The 17,760-nt window shown below is 38.0% G+C and carries 15 protein-coding genes; 12 read left to right on the top strand and 3 right to left on the bottom strand.

Annotation, left to right across the window (positions count from 1 at the left end):
* The first annotated feature begins 58 nt into the window (after positions 1-58).
* Positions 59-532, top strand: a complete 474-nt coding sequence (rlmH, locus tag NU09_RS04850; RefSeq protein WP_129750132.1) for a 23S rRNA (pseudouridine(1915)-N(3))-methyltransferase RlmH — start codon at positions 59-61, stop codon at positions 530-532.
* Positions 533-644: 112 nt separating this feature from the next.
* Here the strand turns inward: rlmH and folP are convergent, their stop codons facing one another.
* The gene (gene folP, locus NU09_RS04845) at positions 645-1,469 is read right to left on the bottom strand and encodes a dihydropteroate synthase (protein WP_129750131.1); all 825 of its coding nucleotides are present in this window, start codon (positions 1,467-1,469) and stop codon (positions 645-647) included.
* Positions 1,470-1,555: 86 nt separating this feature from the next.
* On the opposite strand from folP, the gene NU09_RS04840 reads away from it, so the two are divergent.
* From NU09_RS04840 to NU09_RS04810, 7 genes are all read left to right on the top strand, one after another.
* Positions 1,556-2,098, top strand: coding sequence for a DUF1599 domain-containing protein (locus NU09_RS04840; RefSeq protein WP_129750130.1), 543 nt, complete (start codon positions 1,556-1,558; stop codon positions 2,096-2,098).
* Positions 2,099-2,156: 58 nt separating this feature from the next.
* Positions 2,157-3,140 carry a TlpA family protein disulfide reductase gene (locus tag NU09_RS04835; RefSeq protein WP_129750129.1) on the top strand — a complete coding sequence of 328 codons (984 nt, stop codon included), beginning with the start codon at positions 2,157-2,159 and terminating at the stop codon, positions 3,138-3,140.
* Between the two features lie 2 nt (positions 3,141-3,142).
* Positions 3,143-3,379 carry a hypothetical protein gene (locus NU09_RS04830; protein WP_129750128.1) on the top strand — a complete coding sequence of 79 codons (237 nt, stop codon included), beginning with the start codon at positions 3,143-3,145 and terminating at the stop codon, positions 3,377-3,379.
* A 203-nt stretch (positions 3,380-3,582) separates the two neighbouring features.
* Positions 3,583-4,659: an ABC transporter permease gene (locus tag NU09_RS04825; protein ID WP_129750127.1), complete on the top strand. Its 1,077-nt coding sequence runs from the start codon at positions 3,583-3,585 to the stop codon at positions 4,657-4,659.
* Positions 4,660-4,783: 124 nt separating this feature from the next.
* The gene (locus NU09_RS04820; RefSeq protein WP_129750126.1) at positions 4,784-5,296 is read left to right on the top strand and encodes a TlpA family protein disulfide reductase; all 513 of its coding nucleotides are present in this window, start codon (positions 4,784-4,786) and stop codon (positions 5,294-5,296) included.
* Complete coding sequence (gene tpiA, locus NU09_RS04815) at positions 5,296-6,048, top strand: triose-phosphate isomerase (protein ID WP_129750125.1); 753 nt, start codon at positions 5,296-5,298, stop codon at positions 6,046-6,048. Before NU09_RS04820 ends, tpiA begins: the two co-directional genes overlap by 1 nt.
* Before the next feature lie 227 nt (positions 6,049-6,275).
* The gene (locus tag NU09_RS04810) at positions 6,276-10,208 is read left to right on the top strand and encodes a choice-of-anchor I family protein (protein WP_129750124.1); all 3,933 of its coding nucleotides are present in this window, start codon (positions 6,276-6,278) and stop codon (positions 10,206-10,208) included.
* 95 nt (positions 10,209-10,303) lie between these two features.
* Here NU09_RS04810 and NU09_RS04805 read toward each other — a convergent pair whose 3' ends face one another.
* Positions 10,304-11,521 carry a porin gene (locus NU09_RS04805; protein WP_129750123.1) on the bottom strand — a complete coding sequence of 406 codons (1,218 nt, stop codon included), beginning with the start codon at positions 11,519-11,521 and terminating at the stop codon, positions 10,304-10,306.
* Positions 11,522-11,720: 199 nt separating this feature from the next.
* Between NU09_RS04805 and prmA the strand changes: the two genes are divergently transcribed.
* Complete coding sequence (prmA, locus tag NU09_RS04800) at positions 11,721-12,554, top strand: 50S ribosomal protein L11 methyltransferase (protein ID WP_129750122.1); 834 nt, start codon at positions 11,721-11,723, stop codon at positions 12,552-12,554.
* 23 nt (positions 12,555-12,577) lie between these two features.
* Positions 12,578-12,853 (top strand): ATP-dependent Clp protease adaptor ClpS, encoded by a 276-nt coding sequence (locus NU09_RS04795; protein ID WP_129750121.1) that lies wholly within the window; start codon positions 12,578-12,580, stop codon positions 12,851-12,853.
* Positions 12,854-12,907: 54 nt separating this feature from the next.
* On the opposite strand, the gene NU09_RS04790 is transcribed toward NU09_RS04795, so the two are convergent.
* On the bottom strand, positions 12,908-13,441 hold the full coding sequence (locus NU09_RS04790) for a hypothetical protein (protein WP_129750120.1): 534 nt from the start codon (positions 13,439-13,441) through the stop codon (positions 12,908-12,910).
* Positions 13,442-13,917: 476 nt separating this feature from the next.
* Here NU09_RS04790 and NU09_RS04785 point away from each other — a divergent pair, with 476 nt between their 5' ends.
* Positions 13,918-14,799, top strand: a complete 882-nt coding sequence (locus NU09_RS04785) for a T9SS type A sorting domain-containing protein (RefSeq protein WP_129750119.1) — start codon at positions 13,918-13,920, stop codon at positions 14,797-14,799.
* Positions 14,800-14,934: 135 nt separating this feature from the next.
* Entirely contained in the window at positions 14,935-17,736 is a 2,802-nt protein-coding gene (locus NU09_RS04780; RefSeq protein ID WP_242501827.1) for a triple tyrosine motif-containing protein, read from the top strand.
* Positions 17,737-17,760: the final 24 nt, after the last annotated feature.

The raw sequence follows: 17,760 nt of genomic DNA, 5'->3' as shown, positions 1-17,760 counted from the left end.
GACAGCTTCTATATAACTTTGTATCTTTGCAACTCTAAACGCTGCAACTCTAAAAAGCATGAATATTAAACTGTTCGCTATAGGCAAAACCGATAACAAAGCCCTGCAAACGTTAATAGACGATTACACAAAAAGGCTGTCGTTTTATGTAAAGTTTGATTTGGAAATTATACCGGACATAAAAACCGTAAAGAACCTTAGCGAAGCGCAACAAAAGGAAAAGGAAGGTGAACTGATACTATCTAAGCTTTCCCCTACCGATCAGCTAATTCTGCTTGACGAAAACGGAAAATCGTTTTCCAGTGTTGGTTTTTCAGAAGAACTGCAAAAGAAGATGAACTCAGGGGTAAAAACACTGGTTTATGTTATTGGCGGCCCATACGGATTCTCACAGGCGGTATACGCTAAAGCACAGGGTAAAATATCACTTTCGGCTATGACCTTCAGTCACCAAATGGTACGTCTTTTCTTTATCGAGCAGCTTTACAGGGGCTTTACCATTTTGAGGAATGAGCCTTATCATCATCAGTAAGAGGCATTATTTTAAATTCTGAATTTTAGATTTTAAATTGAGATCCCTCCTGCGTCGGGATGACAAGCTGCATCTTCATTTGTAAAGAATGAAGCGAAACCTCATTTAAAATTTATAATTTAAAATTCATCATAATTTTTACTGCCTCAACCGCTTCCTTAACATCGTGTACCCTTAAAATATTGGCACCCTTACTTAGTGCTACGGTATTTAATACGGTAGTTCCGTTAAGTGCTTCCTGTGGCGTTATACCAAGCAGTTTATAGATCATCGATTTACGGGATACACCCGCTAATATTGGGAGTTCTGTCATTTTAAACAGTTCCATTTTGTTAAGCACTTCATAGTTTTGCTGCAGTGTTTTTGCAAAACCAAAACCGGGATCTATAATAATATCATCTATACCAAAACTACGGGCTTCGGCTGTTTTTTGAGAAAAATACAGCAACATTTCTTTTACGATATCCTCATAGTCAGTAAGCTTTGTCATGGTTTGCGGCGTACCACGCATGTGCATCATTATGTAAGGTACTTTAAGCTCCCCTACCGTTTGCACCATCTTATCGTCAAGGCCTCCGGCAGCAATATCATTCACTATGGCAGCACCGGCCTCAATAGCTGCTTTGACAACGGCTGCCCTAAATGTATCTGCCGATATAATCGCTTCCGGAAAATGCTTCAGTATCAGCTCAACGGCAGGCACCATTCTAGCCAGTTCCTCTTCTTCGCTTACAAAGTCGGCATTAGGCTTGGTTGAGTAAGCTCCTACATCAATAAAATCGGCACCTTCGGTTAAAATACGCTCTGCCTGTTTTATAAATTCGGTTTCCGCTTTATACTTCCCTCCGTCAAAAAAAGAATCGGGTGTACAGTTAAGTATCCCCATAACTTTGGGTTGTGTAAGGTCTATAAGAGTGCCTTTGCAGTTAATGGTCATAATTAGCCGTATTATTAAAAAAGCGCCTTTGGGAGTTGGGTGCTTTTTAGTACATTTGAAAAAATTTCAAGCAAATATACACCGAAATGAGGAATACTTCTCAGGAATATGATAACGTAATTGCCTACTGCAGGCAGCTATATACAAACAAAATGAAGGACTATGGCTGTGCATGGCGCATTTTACGCCTTCCTTCACTAACCGACCAGATTTTTATTAAGGCACAGCGCATACGCAGCCTTCAGGAAAATGAAACCCGCAGGGTTGACGAAGGTGAAGCTCCTGAGTTTGTAGGTATTATTAACTACTCCATTATGGCGCTTATACAAATTGAACTTGGCGTTGCAGAGCAGCCCGATCTAAGTGTAGATGAAGCCACAAGGCTGTATGACGAAAAGATTACCCTTACCAAAGAGCTTATGGAGGCTAAAAACCATGACTATGGCGAGGCATGGCGTGATATGAGGGTGAGTTCGCTAACCGACCTTATACTTCAAAAAATACTTCGCGTTAAACAGATTGAGGATAACAAAGGAAAAACCATAGTATCGGAAGGGATAGACGCCAATTATCAGGATATGATAAACTATGCGGTATTTGCACTGATACACATGAAGTTCCACCAATAACATCTCATTAACAAAAGCTGGGGACATATCCCCTATTTTTGAGAAAACTATACATCCAATGGAAAGCACAAAAAGATTTTTACCTGTACTATTAAGGCTTATTGTCGCCTTTTTGTTCATAATTTCGGCAATAGCCAAAATGTACCCATCACCTTATTTTGCTATCTCAACCTTTGAGGTTAAGCAGCTTTACCCTATGGGCTTTACGCCGGAGGTTGCTGTTTTCTTCTCCAGGATACTTATTGGTATCGAGCTGGCATTAGGACTATTACTTTTACAGTCGCATTTCCTTAAAAAACTGGTTATTCCGGGTACTATCTTACTATTAGTTGTATTTATAGTTCACTTAACCATACAAACCCTAAGCGGTGCGGGTGGTAACTGTGGCTGTTTTGGCGAACTGTTGCCAATGACGCCAGTTGAGGCAATCATTAAAAATGTTATTGCCGTAGCATTACTTATATGGCTTAGCAGGTTATTACCTAAAGGGTTTGACAGAAAGAACTTCTGGGTAGTTACCACTATTACTTTAGCTAGTGTGCTTATGGTATTTATGCTTGCTCCTATTAAAGCATCTCAATATGATACAGAAAATCCAGCTACGGCTACAGGCAATGGTGCTGTAGATACAGACGGACCTGCTCCAGTACAGTCGGCTTACTCTAAATACTTTGCCGAGGTTGATAACGGAAAGAAAATCATGGCATTTTTTGCCCCTGGCTGCGACCATTGCATGGAAGCTGCAAAACAGCTTACAGAGCTAAAGGCTAAAGACGAAAACTTCCCTGAAATGTATATCATATTTATGGATGAAGAACCTGAAAAGATTCCTGATTTCTTTAAATATGCAGGTGCAGAATACCCATACAAAGTTCTTGATGTGGTTGCCTTTTGGAATGCTATAGGCAATACTAAAGATACTCCGGGAGTAAGCTACCTGTGGAACGGTAACGTTATTAAAGAATGGGAAGGTATTAATGATAATAAGTTTGTACCTGCCGAACTGGAAGAAGTATACAAACAACCTTATTCAGGCAACTAATTATGGAAGAAAACAACAATCAGAATACCCAGCCGGAAGCACCAAAAAGAAAACCTGCCCCATTATTTGCAATCGCTTTCTTTTATCTGCTTGGCTTTATGCTAACCAGAAAAGGTTCTACCGAAACTACACTAAGCACCATTATGCTTGTTTTAGGATGGGTACTGTTGGCAGCATCTATGGTATTGTCTGTAATCTTTTTTGTAAGAACTTTTAAAGACATCTTAAAAAAGAAATAAGAGTTTATGAAGGTGTTCAGAACATATTTAAGTTTTTTACCAATGTGCTTGGGACTATATCATGTTTTTATTGCAAATCATGATATAACTACCGCTAATGGAATATTCATGAGAGCAATAGGTTATATACTTAGCAGTAATTATGGCTACTATTTTTTTAAATGGGTATACTCTTTTATTCAATCATTTAATAAAACATCCCATTGATAAAATACCTTTTATACAAAACAGGATATGCACTGCTAACACTTTTTGGTGTGATTACAGTCATATTTTTTTTGTTTACGGTATTACCCGGCGACCCTGCCCGACTGATGCTCGATCAAAACGAAAACTCAGAGCAGATAGCCATTATCAAAAAGAAATACGGGTTTGACCAACCCATCTCTAAACAATACCTGTACTACCTAAACGACCTGTCGTTTATTTCGTTTCACAGTACAAATCCGGATGATTATACACATCTTACTGATGGCAAGTATAGTGCAGTAAAGCTTTTTACCATAGGCAGTACAACAACTGTACTAAAAGCGCCTTACCTGCGTGAAAGCTTCCAGAAAAACGGAAAGAAGGTTACTCAGGTTATAGGTGATACACTACCAAACACGGTTGTACTGGCAATATCGGCCATTGTAATAGCCATTATAATAGGTATAATACTGGGTATAATATCGGCATTATATAAAGACACCTGGCTGGACAGGCTTATTGCTTTGGTAAGTACATTAGGCATGAGCCTTCCCTCCTTTTTTGCTGCCATATTATTTGCCTGGGTATTCGGATTCCTGTTACATAAATATACGCATCTCGACATGACGGGCAGCCTTTATGAAGTAGACGACTTTGGCGAAGGCAAATACATAAAATGGAAAAACCTTATCCTGCCTGCCATAGTATTGGGTATACGTCCGCTTGGGGTAGTAATACAGCTTATGCGTAACTCCCTGCTGGAAGTATTGAGTCAGGATTACATCCGTACGGCAAGAGCAAAAGGATTGAGTGAAATACGCATCATCCGCAAACATGCTCTTAAAAATTCGCTTAACCCTGTAGTTACTGCTATTTCGGGTTGGTTTGCTTCCATGCTTGCCGGAGCCGTTTTTGTGGAATACATTTTTGGCTGGAACGGACTTGGTAAAGAGGTTGTAGAAGCCCTAAACACCCTTGACCTTCCTGTTATAATGGGATCGGTATTGGTAATAGCCACCACTTTTGTTATTATCAATATCCTGGTAGATATCATTTACGCCTACCTTGACCCTAAGATAAGGTTAAGCTAGATACACTGCTGTTTTACGAAAACGATATAATTGTTTTTCCTTAAGTTTTCCTGCTAAATATTTAGTTTTTAAACGATATTTGTTGCTTTACTTATTGTAAATTTGTTGTTCTAACAATTAAAAAATGAAAAAAATACTGTTATTACCATTGATCTTTTTCGGGCTTTTTTCGTGTGGAGAAAAAAATGACGGACCTGCCCCAACAACATTTTCTGAACAGGCTCTTGAGGATAATATGAAATCGGCTGATGGTACCGAAGTTCCTTTTAAAGAAATACTGGAAAAATACAAAGGCAAAGTAATTGTAGTTGATATATGGGCATCATGGTGTCCGGACTGTATAAAAGGAATGCCTAAAGTACACGACCTGCAGGATCAGTTTCCCGACGTTACTTACCTATTCCTTTCGTATGATAAAACCGAAGAAGACTGGAAAATTGGCATAGACAAATACAATGTAAAAGGCGAACATTACCTTATAGGCTCTAAATGGAAAGGCGGAGCATTTAGCGAAGCTGTAAAGCTGGACTGGATTCCACGTTACATGGTAGTGGACAAAGAAGGTAAAATAGCGCTTTTTAAAGCTATTGAAGCCGATGACGAACAACTTATAGCGACACTAAAACAACTAAAATAATGAGAAAACAGATTGTTGCAGGAAACTGGAAGATGAATAATGACAGCCAGCAGACTAAAGATTTACTGACCGAAATCTTAATTAAAAAACCACAAAACCCTACTGCTAAAATTGTAGTGGCACCTACTTTTGTTAACCTGGAAAGTGCAGTTAACAAAACAGCAGGAAGCAATGTAATAGTAGCAGCACAAAATATGCATCAGGCAGAAAACGGCGCTTATACAGGTGAAATTTCTGTTAGCATGCTAAAAAGCATAAAAGTAAACACCGTTATATTAGGCCACTCTGAAAGAAGAGCTTACTTTGGTGAAACTAACAGTATACTTGCCGAAAAGGTAAATACTGCTCTAAAGCACAATCTTACTATCATCTTTTGTTTTGGCGAAGAACTAGCCGACAGGCAAAGCGGCAACCACTTTAACGTAGTGGAAAGCCAGTTAAAAGAAGGATTATTCCATATTAGCGAAAACCAGTGGCCAAACGTAGTATTGGCTTACGAACCGGTTTGGGCTATTGGTACAGGTGAAACTGCTTCTCCTGAGCAGGCACAGGAAATGCACAACTTTATAAGAACACTTATTAAAGAAAATGTAAGTGCAGATGTAGCTGAAAACACCTCTATCCTTTATGGAGGAAGCGTGAAACCGGACAATGCTAAGGAGATTTTCTCTAAACCTGATGTAGACGGCGGACTTATAGGTGGAGCATCTCTTAAAGCGGATGATTTCCTTGCCATAGTAAATGCTATATAATATTCAAGCAAGCACAAATAGTAAGGCGGTAACAATGTTGCCGCTTTTTTTATGCCTTAACTCCAAATATTCCGGTAGTTAACCTTAACATTACCTTCTTTACATAAATTTTACTATTTACAAACACTACATCGTTATATCTTAATACTTCATTATTCCACATTTAATGGTAAAGTAAAAAGAGACATAGATTTTTGCAGCAATATTAAACACCACAAAAAAATCGTATGTCAAAAAATTACTTCACAAAACTTTTGCTGGTTTTAGGGATTTTACTGGTATCTCAGCTATCAGGAGCTCAAACCCTTATCCACTATTGGAACTTTAACGACAATGCATCGGAAATAGCTATCACTACTCCGTCTCAGTCGTATGTAACAGGTTCATCAATCACTGCTAATGCAGGAACAGGTAGTATTATCGATTTTGCAGGCGGTACAGGACAGAACTTTGACGTTCAGAACCTGAATGCACAAAACGGCGATGCTGCCGGTTCACACTTACGTTTTAATGATCCTATAGGAGGTGGCCTTGTATTTGCCCTGCCTACTACAGGTTTTGAAGATATCATGGTAAAATTTGCTACCCGTCGTTCGGGCTCAGGTGCCGGTACTCAAAACTGGTACTACTCTACCGATGGTACAAACTTTACCCTTTTAACCACAGTAACTCCTAACAATGGCGATCCTGGGCTTGCAACGCTGGATCTTACAGCTATTACAGCCGCAAACAACAATGCCAACTTTAAACTAAAAGTTGAGTTTGAGCAAGGTGGTGGCGGTACAGGCGGTAACAATCGTTTTGACAACTTTACAGCCGAAGGTGCTGTAATAGGCGGTGGTGACCCAATCGCTCCGGTTGCTACAATTACTCCGGCAAATGAAGCTATTAATATATTAGTATCTCAACTGCCTACAATCTCTTTTAATGAAGACGTAAGGCTTGCTGACAATACAGCAATCACTAATACAAATATTGATGCAGTAGTAGAACTTCGTTTAGACAACGCTACAGGAACTGCTGTTCCTTTTGATGCTACTTTCGCAGACAACACCATTACAATTACCCCAACTGTTGCTCTTTTAAACAGTCAGCAGTACTATGTTGCCCTTCTTCCTAACACTATAGAAGATATGAGCGACAATGCAATTACCGAAACACAATCGGCTATATTTACTACTATATCAGTACAAACTGCATTTACAGCAGGAGATATGGCTTTTGTAGCTTACAGAATGAATGCTAGCGGAACGGAAGACCAAATTGCCCTGGTTACTTTTGTTGATATCGCTCCGGGTACATTCATCACGCTTACCGATTCTAAATATACTACTAACCTACAACCACAATGTACAGACGGTATCGTTTGGACTGCTACAAACTGTGTACCTGCAGGTTCGGTTATTTCTATACAAACAGGTGCTCTTGTTGCCAGTACAGGTACTGTAACTGGTGGTGATTTCGGACTTAGCTCAGGGGGTGACCAGGTTATTGTTTATGCCGGTACAGCTACAGCTCCTAACTATATTACTGCAATGTCATCTAACGCATGGCTAACTGCAAATACTGAGTGTGGCGGAAGCAACTCTATGCTGCCTTTAGGATTAGTTGACGGTACAAGCTCTGTTAACCTTAGTACTGCTGCAGGTAACGTTGACGGCAATACTGCAAACGCATATTACAACGGTACTCAGGAAGGAACTCCTTCTCAACTTAAAGCTGCTATATTAAACCCTGCTAACTGGGTAGGTGTTGCAGCAGGTACTCCTGCACAGGAATGGCCAACATGGGGCTTCCCTAGTTCGCCAACAGTTCAAAACGTAGCTGTAGTTAATGCTACAACTATCGAACTTACTTTTAATAACGAACTTAATGCAACAAGTGCTGCATTATTAACCAACTATACAGGTATTACCGGACTTACTACAGCAGTTGCAAACGGAAACGTAGTAACACTTACTTATACTACAGCTTTTGAAGCAGGTATGGAATATACATTGACTGTTAACGGTATTACAGATGAGAATGCTGTAGTAATGGCATGTGAGTACAGCTATACTTTTACATACAATACACTTATCTCTTTTGATGAGACTTTTATAGTAGTAAACGAAGATGCTGGTACACTTAACCTTATTCTTAATCTTGAAGGTCCGGCTACTGCTTCGTTAGACGTTGTGGTTAAAGCTTCTCCGTTCAGTACGGCAGACGCTAATGACTTTACTCTTACTACACAAACCCTGAACTTTACCGGAACAAGTTCTCTTACACAAACAATTGCTATTGCAATTATTGATGACAACGAAGAGGAACAGGCTGCTGAGTATTTTGTTTTAAGCCTTGAAAACCCTGTAGGTATAAACATAACCGGAGACAGCTTTGCAACGATCTATATTAAGGATAACGACAGAATGGCTCCTACCCCTAACCACAGCATTGAGCTTGATTACATTGGCAGTTTTGACCCTTCAGGAACAAACGAGAGTACTTGCGAAATCGTAGTTCACGATCCTGCTACTCAAAAACTGTTTACTACAAGTGCTGTTGCAGGTTACCTTGATATTGTAGATTTCTCTGATCCTACAGCACCATCAGTAGTATCATCTATAAATATGAATACGTATGGCGGAGTTACCAGTGTAGCTGTTCACGATGGTATTGTAGCAGTTGCATCTCCAAATGCTGAAGAGCATCTTGACGGAAGCGTGGTATTCTTTGATACTAACGGTACATTTATCGCTCAGGTTACTGTAGGTGCCCTGCCGGATAATATTTCTTTCACTCCGGACGGAACAAAAGTACTTACAGCAAACGAAGGTCAGCCAAAAAGTGACTACACTGTAGACCCGGAGGGTTCGGTAAGTATTATAGATATTTCAGGAGGTGTGGAAACTGTAGCACAGGCTAACGTTACAACACTTTACTTTACAGATTACAATGCTCAGGAAGCTGCACTTTTAGCTACAGGAGTAAGAAAAGTATATGCAGGAAGTACACTTTCTCAGGATTTTGAACCTGAATATATCACTTCAAGCGCCGATTCTCAAAAAGCATGGGTTACCCTACAGGAAAACAATGCTATTGCAGAAATAAACCTTACTAACAATACTATTGCTGATGTATGGTCTTTAGGAACTAAAGATATGAGCCTGCCGGGTAACGGATTTGACATCTCTGATAACAATGGTGAAGTTCTTATCGCAAACTGGCCAATACAGGCATATTATATTCCGGATGCGGTTGCTAACTACAACGTAAACGGTGTAAACTATATCATTACCGCTAACGAAGGTGATGAGAAAGAATATGACAACTTTGAGGAAAGAACAACAATAGGCAACAACGGTTACAGCCTTGATGCTACAATTTTCCCTCAGGCTGCAATGCTTAAAAAGAGCTTTAATGCCGGCCGTATGAGAGTTACCAATGCTAATGGTAATCTTGATGAGGATGCTGAGTTCGAACAGATCTTCTGTCTTGGTACACGTTCGTTCTCCATCTTTAATGCCGATACTAAAGAAATTGTTTACGATAGTGGAGACGATTTTGAAATGTATACTTCTACCGATGCTTCTATAAGCACTTTGTTTAACTCTGATAGCGAAGAAAACGGAATTAAAGGAAGAAGCCGTGCTAAAGGTCCTGAGCCTGAAGGTGTAACTGTAGCACAGATAAACGGTAAAACATTTGCTTTCGTTGGCCTTGAGCGCGTAGGTGGTGTAATGGTTTATGATGTAACAGATCCTGCTGATGTTAAGTTTACAGACTACAAAAACAGCCGTAGCCTTACAGCTTATGAAGGTGATCACGGTCCGGAAGGTATAACTTACATAAGTGAGGATAACAGCCCTGACGGTAAAGGATATGTAATTATTGCTAACGAGATTAGCGGTACATTAAGTATCTATGAGGTTAATACCGAAAACCTTGGTACAGGAGATTTTGTACAGGCACCAAAAACATTTGTGGTGTTCCCTAACCCTGCTGTAGATGGCACCGCATACTTTAACCGTGCAGCTGATATTGAGGTTTATGACCTAAACGGAAAAATGATACATAGTGCCAAACAGGCATTAAAAATAGATACAACAAATATGGCTTCGGGTATATACATCGTAAAAACATCTGAAGGCATTGTAAAGAAACTGGTAGTTAAGTAGTGTTAAGTAGCAGTTAAGTAGTTTCGTGTTTTTTTTCAAAAAAAATCCTGCCGGTGGGCAGGATTTTTTACTTTATATGTATTTTCTTTTAGCAATTATATACCTATTTCTACCTGGAAACGCACAAGCCATATCTGTCTTGAGTCACCATTATAATAATGAAGATCGTCCATAGAAACTTCCATCTGAGCCTTAAATGCATGTTCCCAAATATATTTAGTAACACCAATGCTGTACTGATCAGAATTTGGAGAATACATTTCTATATCCTTATGTACTTTCTGGTTTGAATAACGGCCAATCAGTTCATAATCTGACGGAAATAAATAACTAAGCTGATAATCCATACCATGACCAACAAAAACATAGTTAAAATCGGTTACATCATCAGGATTGTAGGTAACAGGATCTTTAGCTGTTCTTTGCATATATGCCGTTTGAAAAGACCAACCGTCGTACTTAAACATACCGTCTAATAAAAGCGACTGCATATCTCTCTTTTCAAAAAGATAGTTACCAAGCTGTCCCTGTGTTTTTCTTGCCTTGTTATTAAACTGGTAAGCACCGGAAACCATTACTTTAGGTTTTTCTTCCCTCTTTAGGTCACCTTCAAAAAAGGTACCATTACTTTTAAATGCCCCAAAAGGATATAACTCTACTTTACCTGTATAAGCCAAACCGTTATCCGGCTCTTTAGTTGAGTTTCTTCCCTCACCCATACTTATGGCTCCTTTTAGGTTATAGGAAAACTTGTCCATATATTCATTAAGGTTGTGCACCTGTAAACCAAAATCCCTGTCTATTGTATACCTGGCATTGTTTATAGTACGGTCTGTTAACTGTAATGCTCCCGATGAGTTAATACGCTGGCGGTTACCCGGAAGCTTTGTTTGACCAAAACCGATGTTCCAGTGTTTGTTAGGTCGGTAAAATACAATCGCATCCCTGATGATATTTACATTTTCTCCCTCATGTGCCTGTCCAACATCACCCGGTGCAAATGACAACTGAATTGCATAAAGAAATTTTGGGTCACCCACATAACCGTCAAAGCGCAGCCTTAACCTTCTTATTTGTCCGTCTATAGTACTTACTCCGTCAGATTCAAGATAAGAAACCCTGTTTTGCATCCTGAAGCGGATGTTAAACTGAAAAAGACTATCCGGCGAAGTCAGTCCAAGCCCCTTACCATAGCTGTAATATGGTAAAGCAGAAAGTTTAAGGTCATTATTATTTTTTGTCTTTTCTATAGTCACCTGAGCAGAGGCGGCTATACCAACAAATAATAATAGTGTGATTAACGTGTTTTTCATTTTCGTTCGTTTCGTGTGTTTTCGTGTTTTTTTTATTAACCTTACGTTGATGCAAATTTCACATTCAATCTGGCAAACATTTGGTAATTTTGTCGCGAATTAACTACCATAAAGCACCATTGTAAAGTTTGCGCAAACTTAATATTAATTATTACTGCGGTATGTTATGTTAATGTTACCTTTGCGAAAAATTAAAGTTATGCAGAACGTATATATAGGATATCATTTTAAAGTAGAACCAAAAGATCCGGGAACGGAGATACTACTTGCAGAATTGGGAGAAACTCCTTTTGAGAGTTTCATAGAAACGGAAGAGGGTCTTTCTGCCTATATCCAAAAAGAATTCTGGACTGAAAATGTTCTTGAGGACATATATATTTTAAGTTCTCCTGAATTTAAAATAGAATATACTTTTGAGGAAATAGACCAGGTAAACTGGAATGAGGAATGGGAGAAAAACTTTGAACCTATTGAAGTGGATGACACCTGTTATGTAAGGGCTCCTTTCCACGAAAAAACCAATGCCAAATATGATATTGTTATAGAGCCTAAAATGAGTTTTGGTACAGGGCATCATGAAACCACTTTCATGATGATACAGCATTTGCTTGAGACAGATGTTGAGAACAAAAAAACACTTGACATGGGTTGTGGCACTGCCATACTTGCCATACTTGCCGAGATGAGGGGAGCAAAACCCATTGATGCTATAGATATAGATAACTGGTGCTACCTTAACTCTATAGAAAATGCAGAGCGCAATAACTGTGAGCATATTACCGTTTATGAAGGCGACGCAGCCCTTTTAGGAGGTAAAAAATATGACCTGATTATTGCTAACATCAACAGAAACATATTGCTGGATGATATGCAGCAGTATAAAGACAGCCTTAATGATGGTGGCACTTTATTACTTAGCGGTTTTTATGAAGAAGACATTCCGTTTATAGATGCTTCGTGTAAAGAAAAGGGAATGAAGTTTATAAAAAAGTTTAGCAGAAATAATTGGGTTGCATTAAAATATGTAAATTAGCATCCGGAATTAAATTACTGAATATGAGCACAAAAGAAAAAATATTAGAAGAAGTATTAGTTGAAGAAGGTATTACCGGCAACAGCGAAATAGTTTTGTTTAATGACGATGTAAATACTTTTGATCATGTTATAGACACACTTATAAGGGTTTGCGACCATACACCTGAACAGGCTGAGCAATGCTCTATAATTGTTCACTATAATGGCAAATGCACGGTTAAAACAGGAGAATATGATAAGCTAAAGCCAAAATGCACACAATTGCTTGAAGCAGGCTTAAGCGCAGAATTAGTATAATAAAAAAGGGATGCATATAGCATCCCTTTTTACTTTTGGTACATTCATTCTACATTATTTCACAAATAAATACTCCACTGCACCAAAGGTTAATACTGCACCACCTGTTTCTTCATCTCTGTCGGGGTAAGTCCCAAACTCATTAGTATATCTTATTTCGTTACCAGTTTTAACAACATTCATTGTTACTGTATCGTCATTATTATCTACATAAGTAAGTCTTAGGATAACATCGCTTCCTGCACCGCTTAAAAGCTCCCAGTTACCGGCATAAGTAGCCTCTGTACATGCTGAATTTCCTTCGGTAACATCAATTAAAACACTGTTTTTTTGGTACGTTAAAGTATTATCAGCGTTTAAAACTAACTTAGTACCATCATAACAATTCGTTTCCTGCATCTGGTCTTCATGAGAAGTACCGTCTTCATCAAAGTCTGTAGGTTCTACAGTCTTTACAGCCGTTAGGTTGTAAGTACCTTCAATCTGAACCTCATTGTTTACATCCTGTGCATCATCATCACTACTACAAGAAGTTAAACCAAATCCCGTGACTAATAATGTGCATGCTAAAATTCTGAACTTTTTCATTTTGCTATTTTTTAATTTAGGTTAATAATCCCAAATCTATAAAGGCTAATACGTCTTAATGTTAAGGAAACCGTTAATTAAATTTAGTTTAACAAAGCGTTATAAATTATGGTTTTTATAATCCCTTATTATTCAATACCTACCAATATTATTGTGCTATTTTTGTTAAAAAAGGAAAACTGCCCATAATTAACACACATTTAATAAACTGACAACCAAACAGGTAAGATCTGAATTGAAAAACATTAGCTAAAAACTATACATTACCTTAACATTTTACACATTAACCACAACAATATCTTTAAGAACAAGATTAAACACTTAATAAAATAATAGCTAAAAAATAAAGCAATTCACAATTTAATAGTATAAAAATTATGGTTTTATCATTTTGTATAGTTTGTATATAGGTATAAAATTTACAACGTTTTCGTTTGGTATGTATTTTTATACCTAATCAATTAAATACCAAACCTATGAAACAAAAATTACTAAAAAACGCCAAGCTGTATTTAAGCGGTTTACTACTGTCGTTACCATTATTTAAAGCACAGGCGCAACTGGAATTTACAGTAGATGCTTCGGCAAATTGGACAGGATATGCTAATATCTTTGAAAACAACGAAACACAGGATTACCTGTGGGGAAGTCCGTGGGGATTAGGAGATATCAAAACAGTAATTAATACCGGAGATAACACCGTTACACTTTATCCTAATTACAATGTATATAACACAGGGGATGATCCTGCCTACTGGACAAACGACGAATATGGCAACAAAGTATTTGAAGGAAGTACCTATCAGGAAAGCCTTGAATGGGTGGGTCAGGATGTAACTTTTACAGGATATGTATCCAGCAACACACTTATAGAAGACTATACAGCCGTAGCTTTTGTAAAGGCATTAAATCCTGACAACAATTATTCACTTGATGTATATGCAACTGCAGAGCTTATTGAAGGTGAAAACTTTACAATTACCGTTCCTGCCGATCAGTTAACCAGCGGATTACTAGTTCAGTTTGGTTTCTCGGTTACAGGACTAAACGGAAATCCTGCCCATGAAAATGACAACGGTAATATTGTTGTTACTGAGGCGCAGGAACTGGATACGGATAGTTTTTCTCACAATACCCTAACCTTACATCCTAACCCTGTTAGTGATATGCTTACTATAGCCAATACTCAATTGGTTAAAAACATAAGCATCTATAACATGATGGGGCAAAAGGTTATGGAAAATGCTCCTCAACAGGAAACTGCAGCTGTCAACGTGTCATCATTAACATCAGGTGTATATATAATAAGTGTATCTGATAGTGAAGCCGAAACAACTGCGCGCTTTATTAAACAATAACTTTTTCTTCAATTAATTTCTAAGGAGTATCAACCGCCTAAACATAGCTTGGGCGGTTTTGTTATTTAAAGTAAGTGCAAAATTTATTTTCTAATTGTATATTCGTAGTAAACAAACTAAACTCCCCTTGCTTTCGTGAAAAAAATTACAACACTACTCCTGTTTTTTTATACCCTTACAGGACTTTGTCAGGATCTTCCTCCTATACTTAAATACAGTACGGGAATATATAATGCGGGTAACCAAAACTGGATGATTACCCAGGACAAGAACCATTTTATGTACTTTGCCAACAACGGCGGACTGCTGGAGTATAATGGTACGGCGTGGACACTCTACCCCTCGCCTAACGAAACAATTATAAGATCGGTTAAAGTAATTGGTGATAAGATTTACACCGGCTGCTATATGGAGTTTGGCTACTGGACAAGACAGGAAAACGGAAGCCTTACCTATACCTCATTAAGCGAAAAGATTAAGAACAAAATATTGGATGACGAGCAGTTTTGGAATATAGCACAATATGACCACTGGGTAATATTTCAGTCACTAAACCAGATTTTTATTTATAACACCCAAAAACAGACGTATACCATCTTTAAGCCGGAAACAGGAGTTAATAAAATATTCAGGGTTGGTAACAGAATATTTTACCAAACCTTTGGCACAGGGCTTTATGAAATAGAAAATGGCAAAAGCAGACAGGTTGACACTAATCCGTTACTTACCGAAAATAAAATAATAAACATCTATCCTTATAATGAAGGCCTTCTTATACAAACGCAATACAATGGATTACTGGAATATAAGGATGGTAAAGTTACTAAATGGGTTACCGAGGCCGATGAGGAGCTAAAACTAAGTAGTATTTACAGCGGGCAAAAGTTAAGTGATGGCAGCCTGGCATTGGGTACTGTTTCTAACGGTATTTTTATTTTATCGCCAGAAGGAAAAGTGCGCTATCACATAACCCAAAACAAAGGGCTTAGCAATAATACTGCCTTGTCTTTATATGAGGATGACGATAAAAATGTATGGATAGGCCTTGATAATGGTATTAACTGTATTAACCTTCAATCGGCAGTAAGGAGTTTTGTGGATGATACCGGATTTTTAGGTACCGTATATGCTTCGGCATTATATCACAACACATTATATATAGGTACCAATCAGGGGTTATTCTATAAAACTTACCAATCTGATGAGGAGTTTAAGTTTATACCCGGCACAAAAGGTCAGGTTTGGTCTTTATATCAATATGATGATACCCTGTTTTGTGGTCACGATTCGGGAACGTTTATTATTACAGGAAATCAGGCAAGGCAACTGTTTGCCGCATCAGGAACATGGAAATTTGAACCCCATCCTACTAATAAAAACATGTTGGTTCAGGGCAACTACTATGGCATATCAATACTGGAAAAAAACAACGGGAGCTGGAAGTTTAAAAACAAAATTGAAGGTTTTGATTATTCCAGCAGGTACTTTGCCCTTTTAGGAAATAATGAAATTTACATAAGCCATGAATATAAAGGTGTATTCAGGATTAAAGTAAACAACACCTATACCCGTGTGGAAGATTCTGAAACCTATAAAACACCGGAAAAAGGAAAAAATGCAAGTTTGGCAAGGTTTAATAACACCATCTATTATGCCTCAAAAGAAGGATTTTATACATTAAATCCTAAAAACAAAAAGTTTGAGAAAGATGAAAAGCTGTCTCAGGTATTTCGTCAGGACGAATACATGTCTGGAAAACTAATGCCGGATAAATCCGGAAAGCTTTGGTTCTTTACCAGAAACTATATGAATTATTTTTCTTCGGGTAAATTAACTACCGAATTAAAGCAAAACTCCATAGCAATACCTTCATCACTAACAAACTCAATGCTCGGCTTTGAAAACATTACCCAAATAAACCAAAATGTTTATTTGATTGGTACTACAGACGGGTATTATACCATAAACCTTAACGAACTTAACTTTAAGAGCAATACTATTACCATTACCGGTATTACAGGCAATTCGCTTAACCAAAAACCTTCTCCTGTAATTACAAACCAGGAAGGAGAGTTTAAATATGCCGAAAACAACCTCACCTTTTTCTATACCGTACCGGAATATAACAAATATGCCAATACAGAATTTCAGTTCATGCTGGAAGGAATGCAGAACGAATGGAGCGAGTGGACAAACAAACCTGTTACCGCTTTTAAAAATCTGCCCGCAGGGAGCTATACTTTTAAGGTAAGAGCTAAAACGGGCAACTCAGTTTCTGTAAATACAGCCACATATACCTTTACCATATTAAAACCCTGGTATGCTACTAATTTTGCAATAATTATATATATAATATTTGCAATAATTGCCGCATACCTTATTAACAGGGCCTACAAGAACTATTACCAGCGACAAAGAGAAAAACTAATTGAAGAAAACAACAGGCTGCTTGAAATAAAAGAGCTTGAAAATGAGCAGGAGCTTATGAGGGTTAAAAACGAGCAGCTGGAGCAGGATTTTGAAAACAAGAACAGGGAGCTTGCCGTTTCTACCATGAACCTCATCAAAAAGAATGAGCTTCTTTCCATGATTAAGGAAGACTTAAAGAAAACAGGCACCGGAACCGACAGAAATATCAAATCGGTAATTACAACCATTAATAAAAATATTAATGAGGATGACACATGGGATATGTTTAAGGAAGCATTTAATAATGCCGATAAAGATTTCCTTAAGAAGGTTAAATCAATCCATCCGTCATTAACACCTAACGATCTTCGATTATGTGCTTACCTCCGACTGAATTTATCATCAAAAGAAATAGCTCCCCTCCTTAACATTTCTGTAAGAAGTGTTGAGATAAAACGATATCGTTTGCGCAAAAAAATGGACTTACCTCACGAATTAGGGCTTGTTGAGTACATACTATCGCTCTAGCATACTACAACATTTTGCAAAATC

It is taken from the genome of Flavobacterium beibuense (assembly GCF_004151245.1).
In the GTDB taxonomy this organism is placed as follows: Bacteria; Bacteroidota; Bacteroidia; order Flavobacteriales; family Flavobacteriaceae; genus Flavobacterium; species Flavobacterium beibuense_A.
Note: the sequence above shows the minus strand (reverse complement) of the source record. Positions and strands in the feature narration are given on the sequence as shown.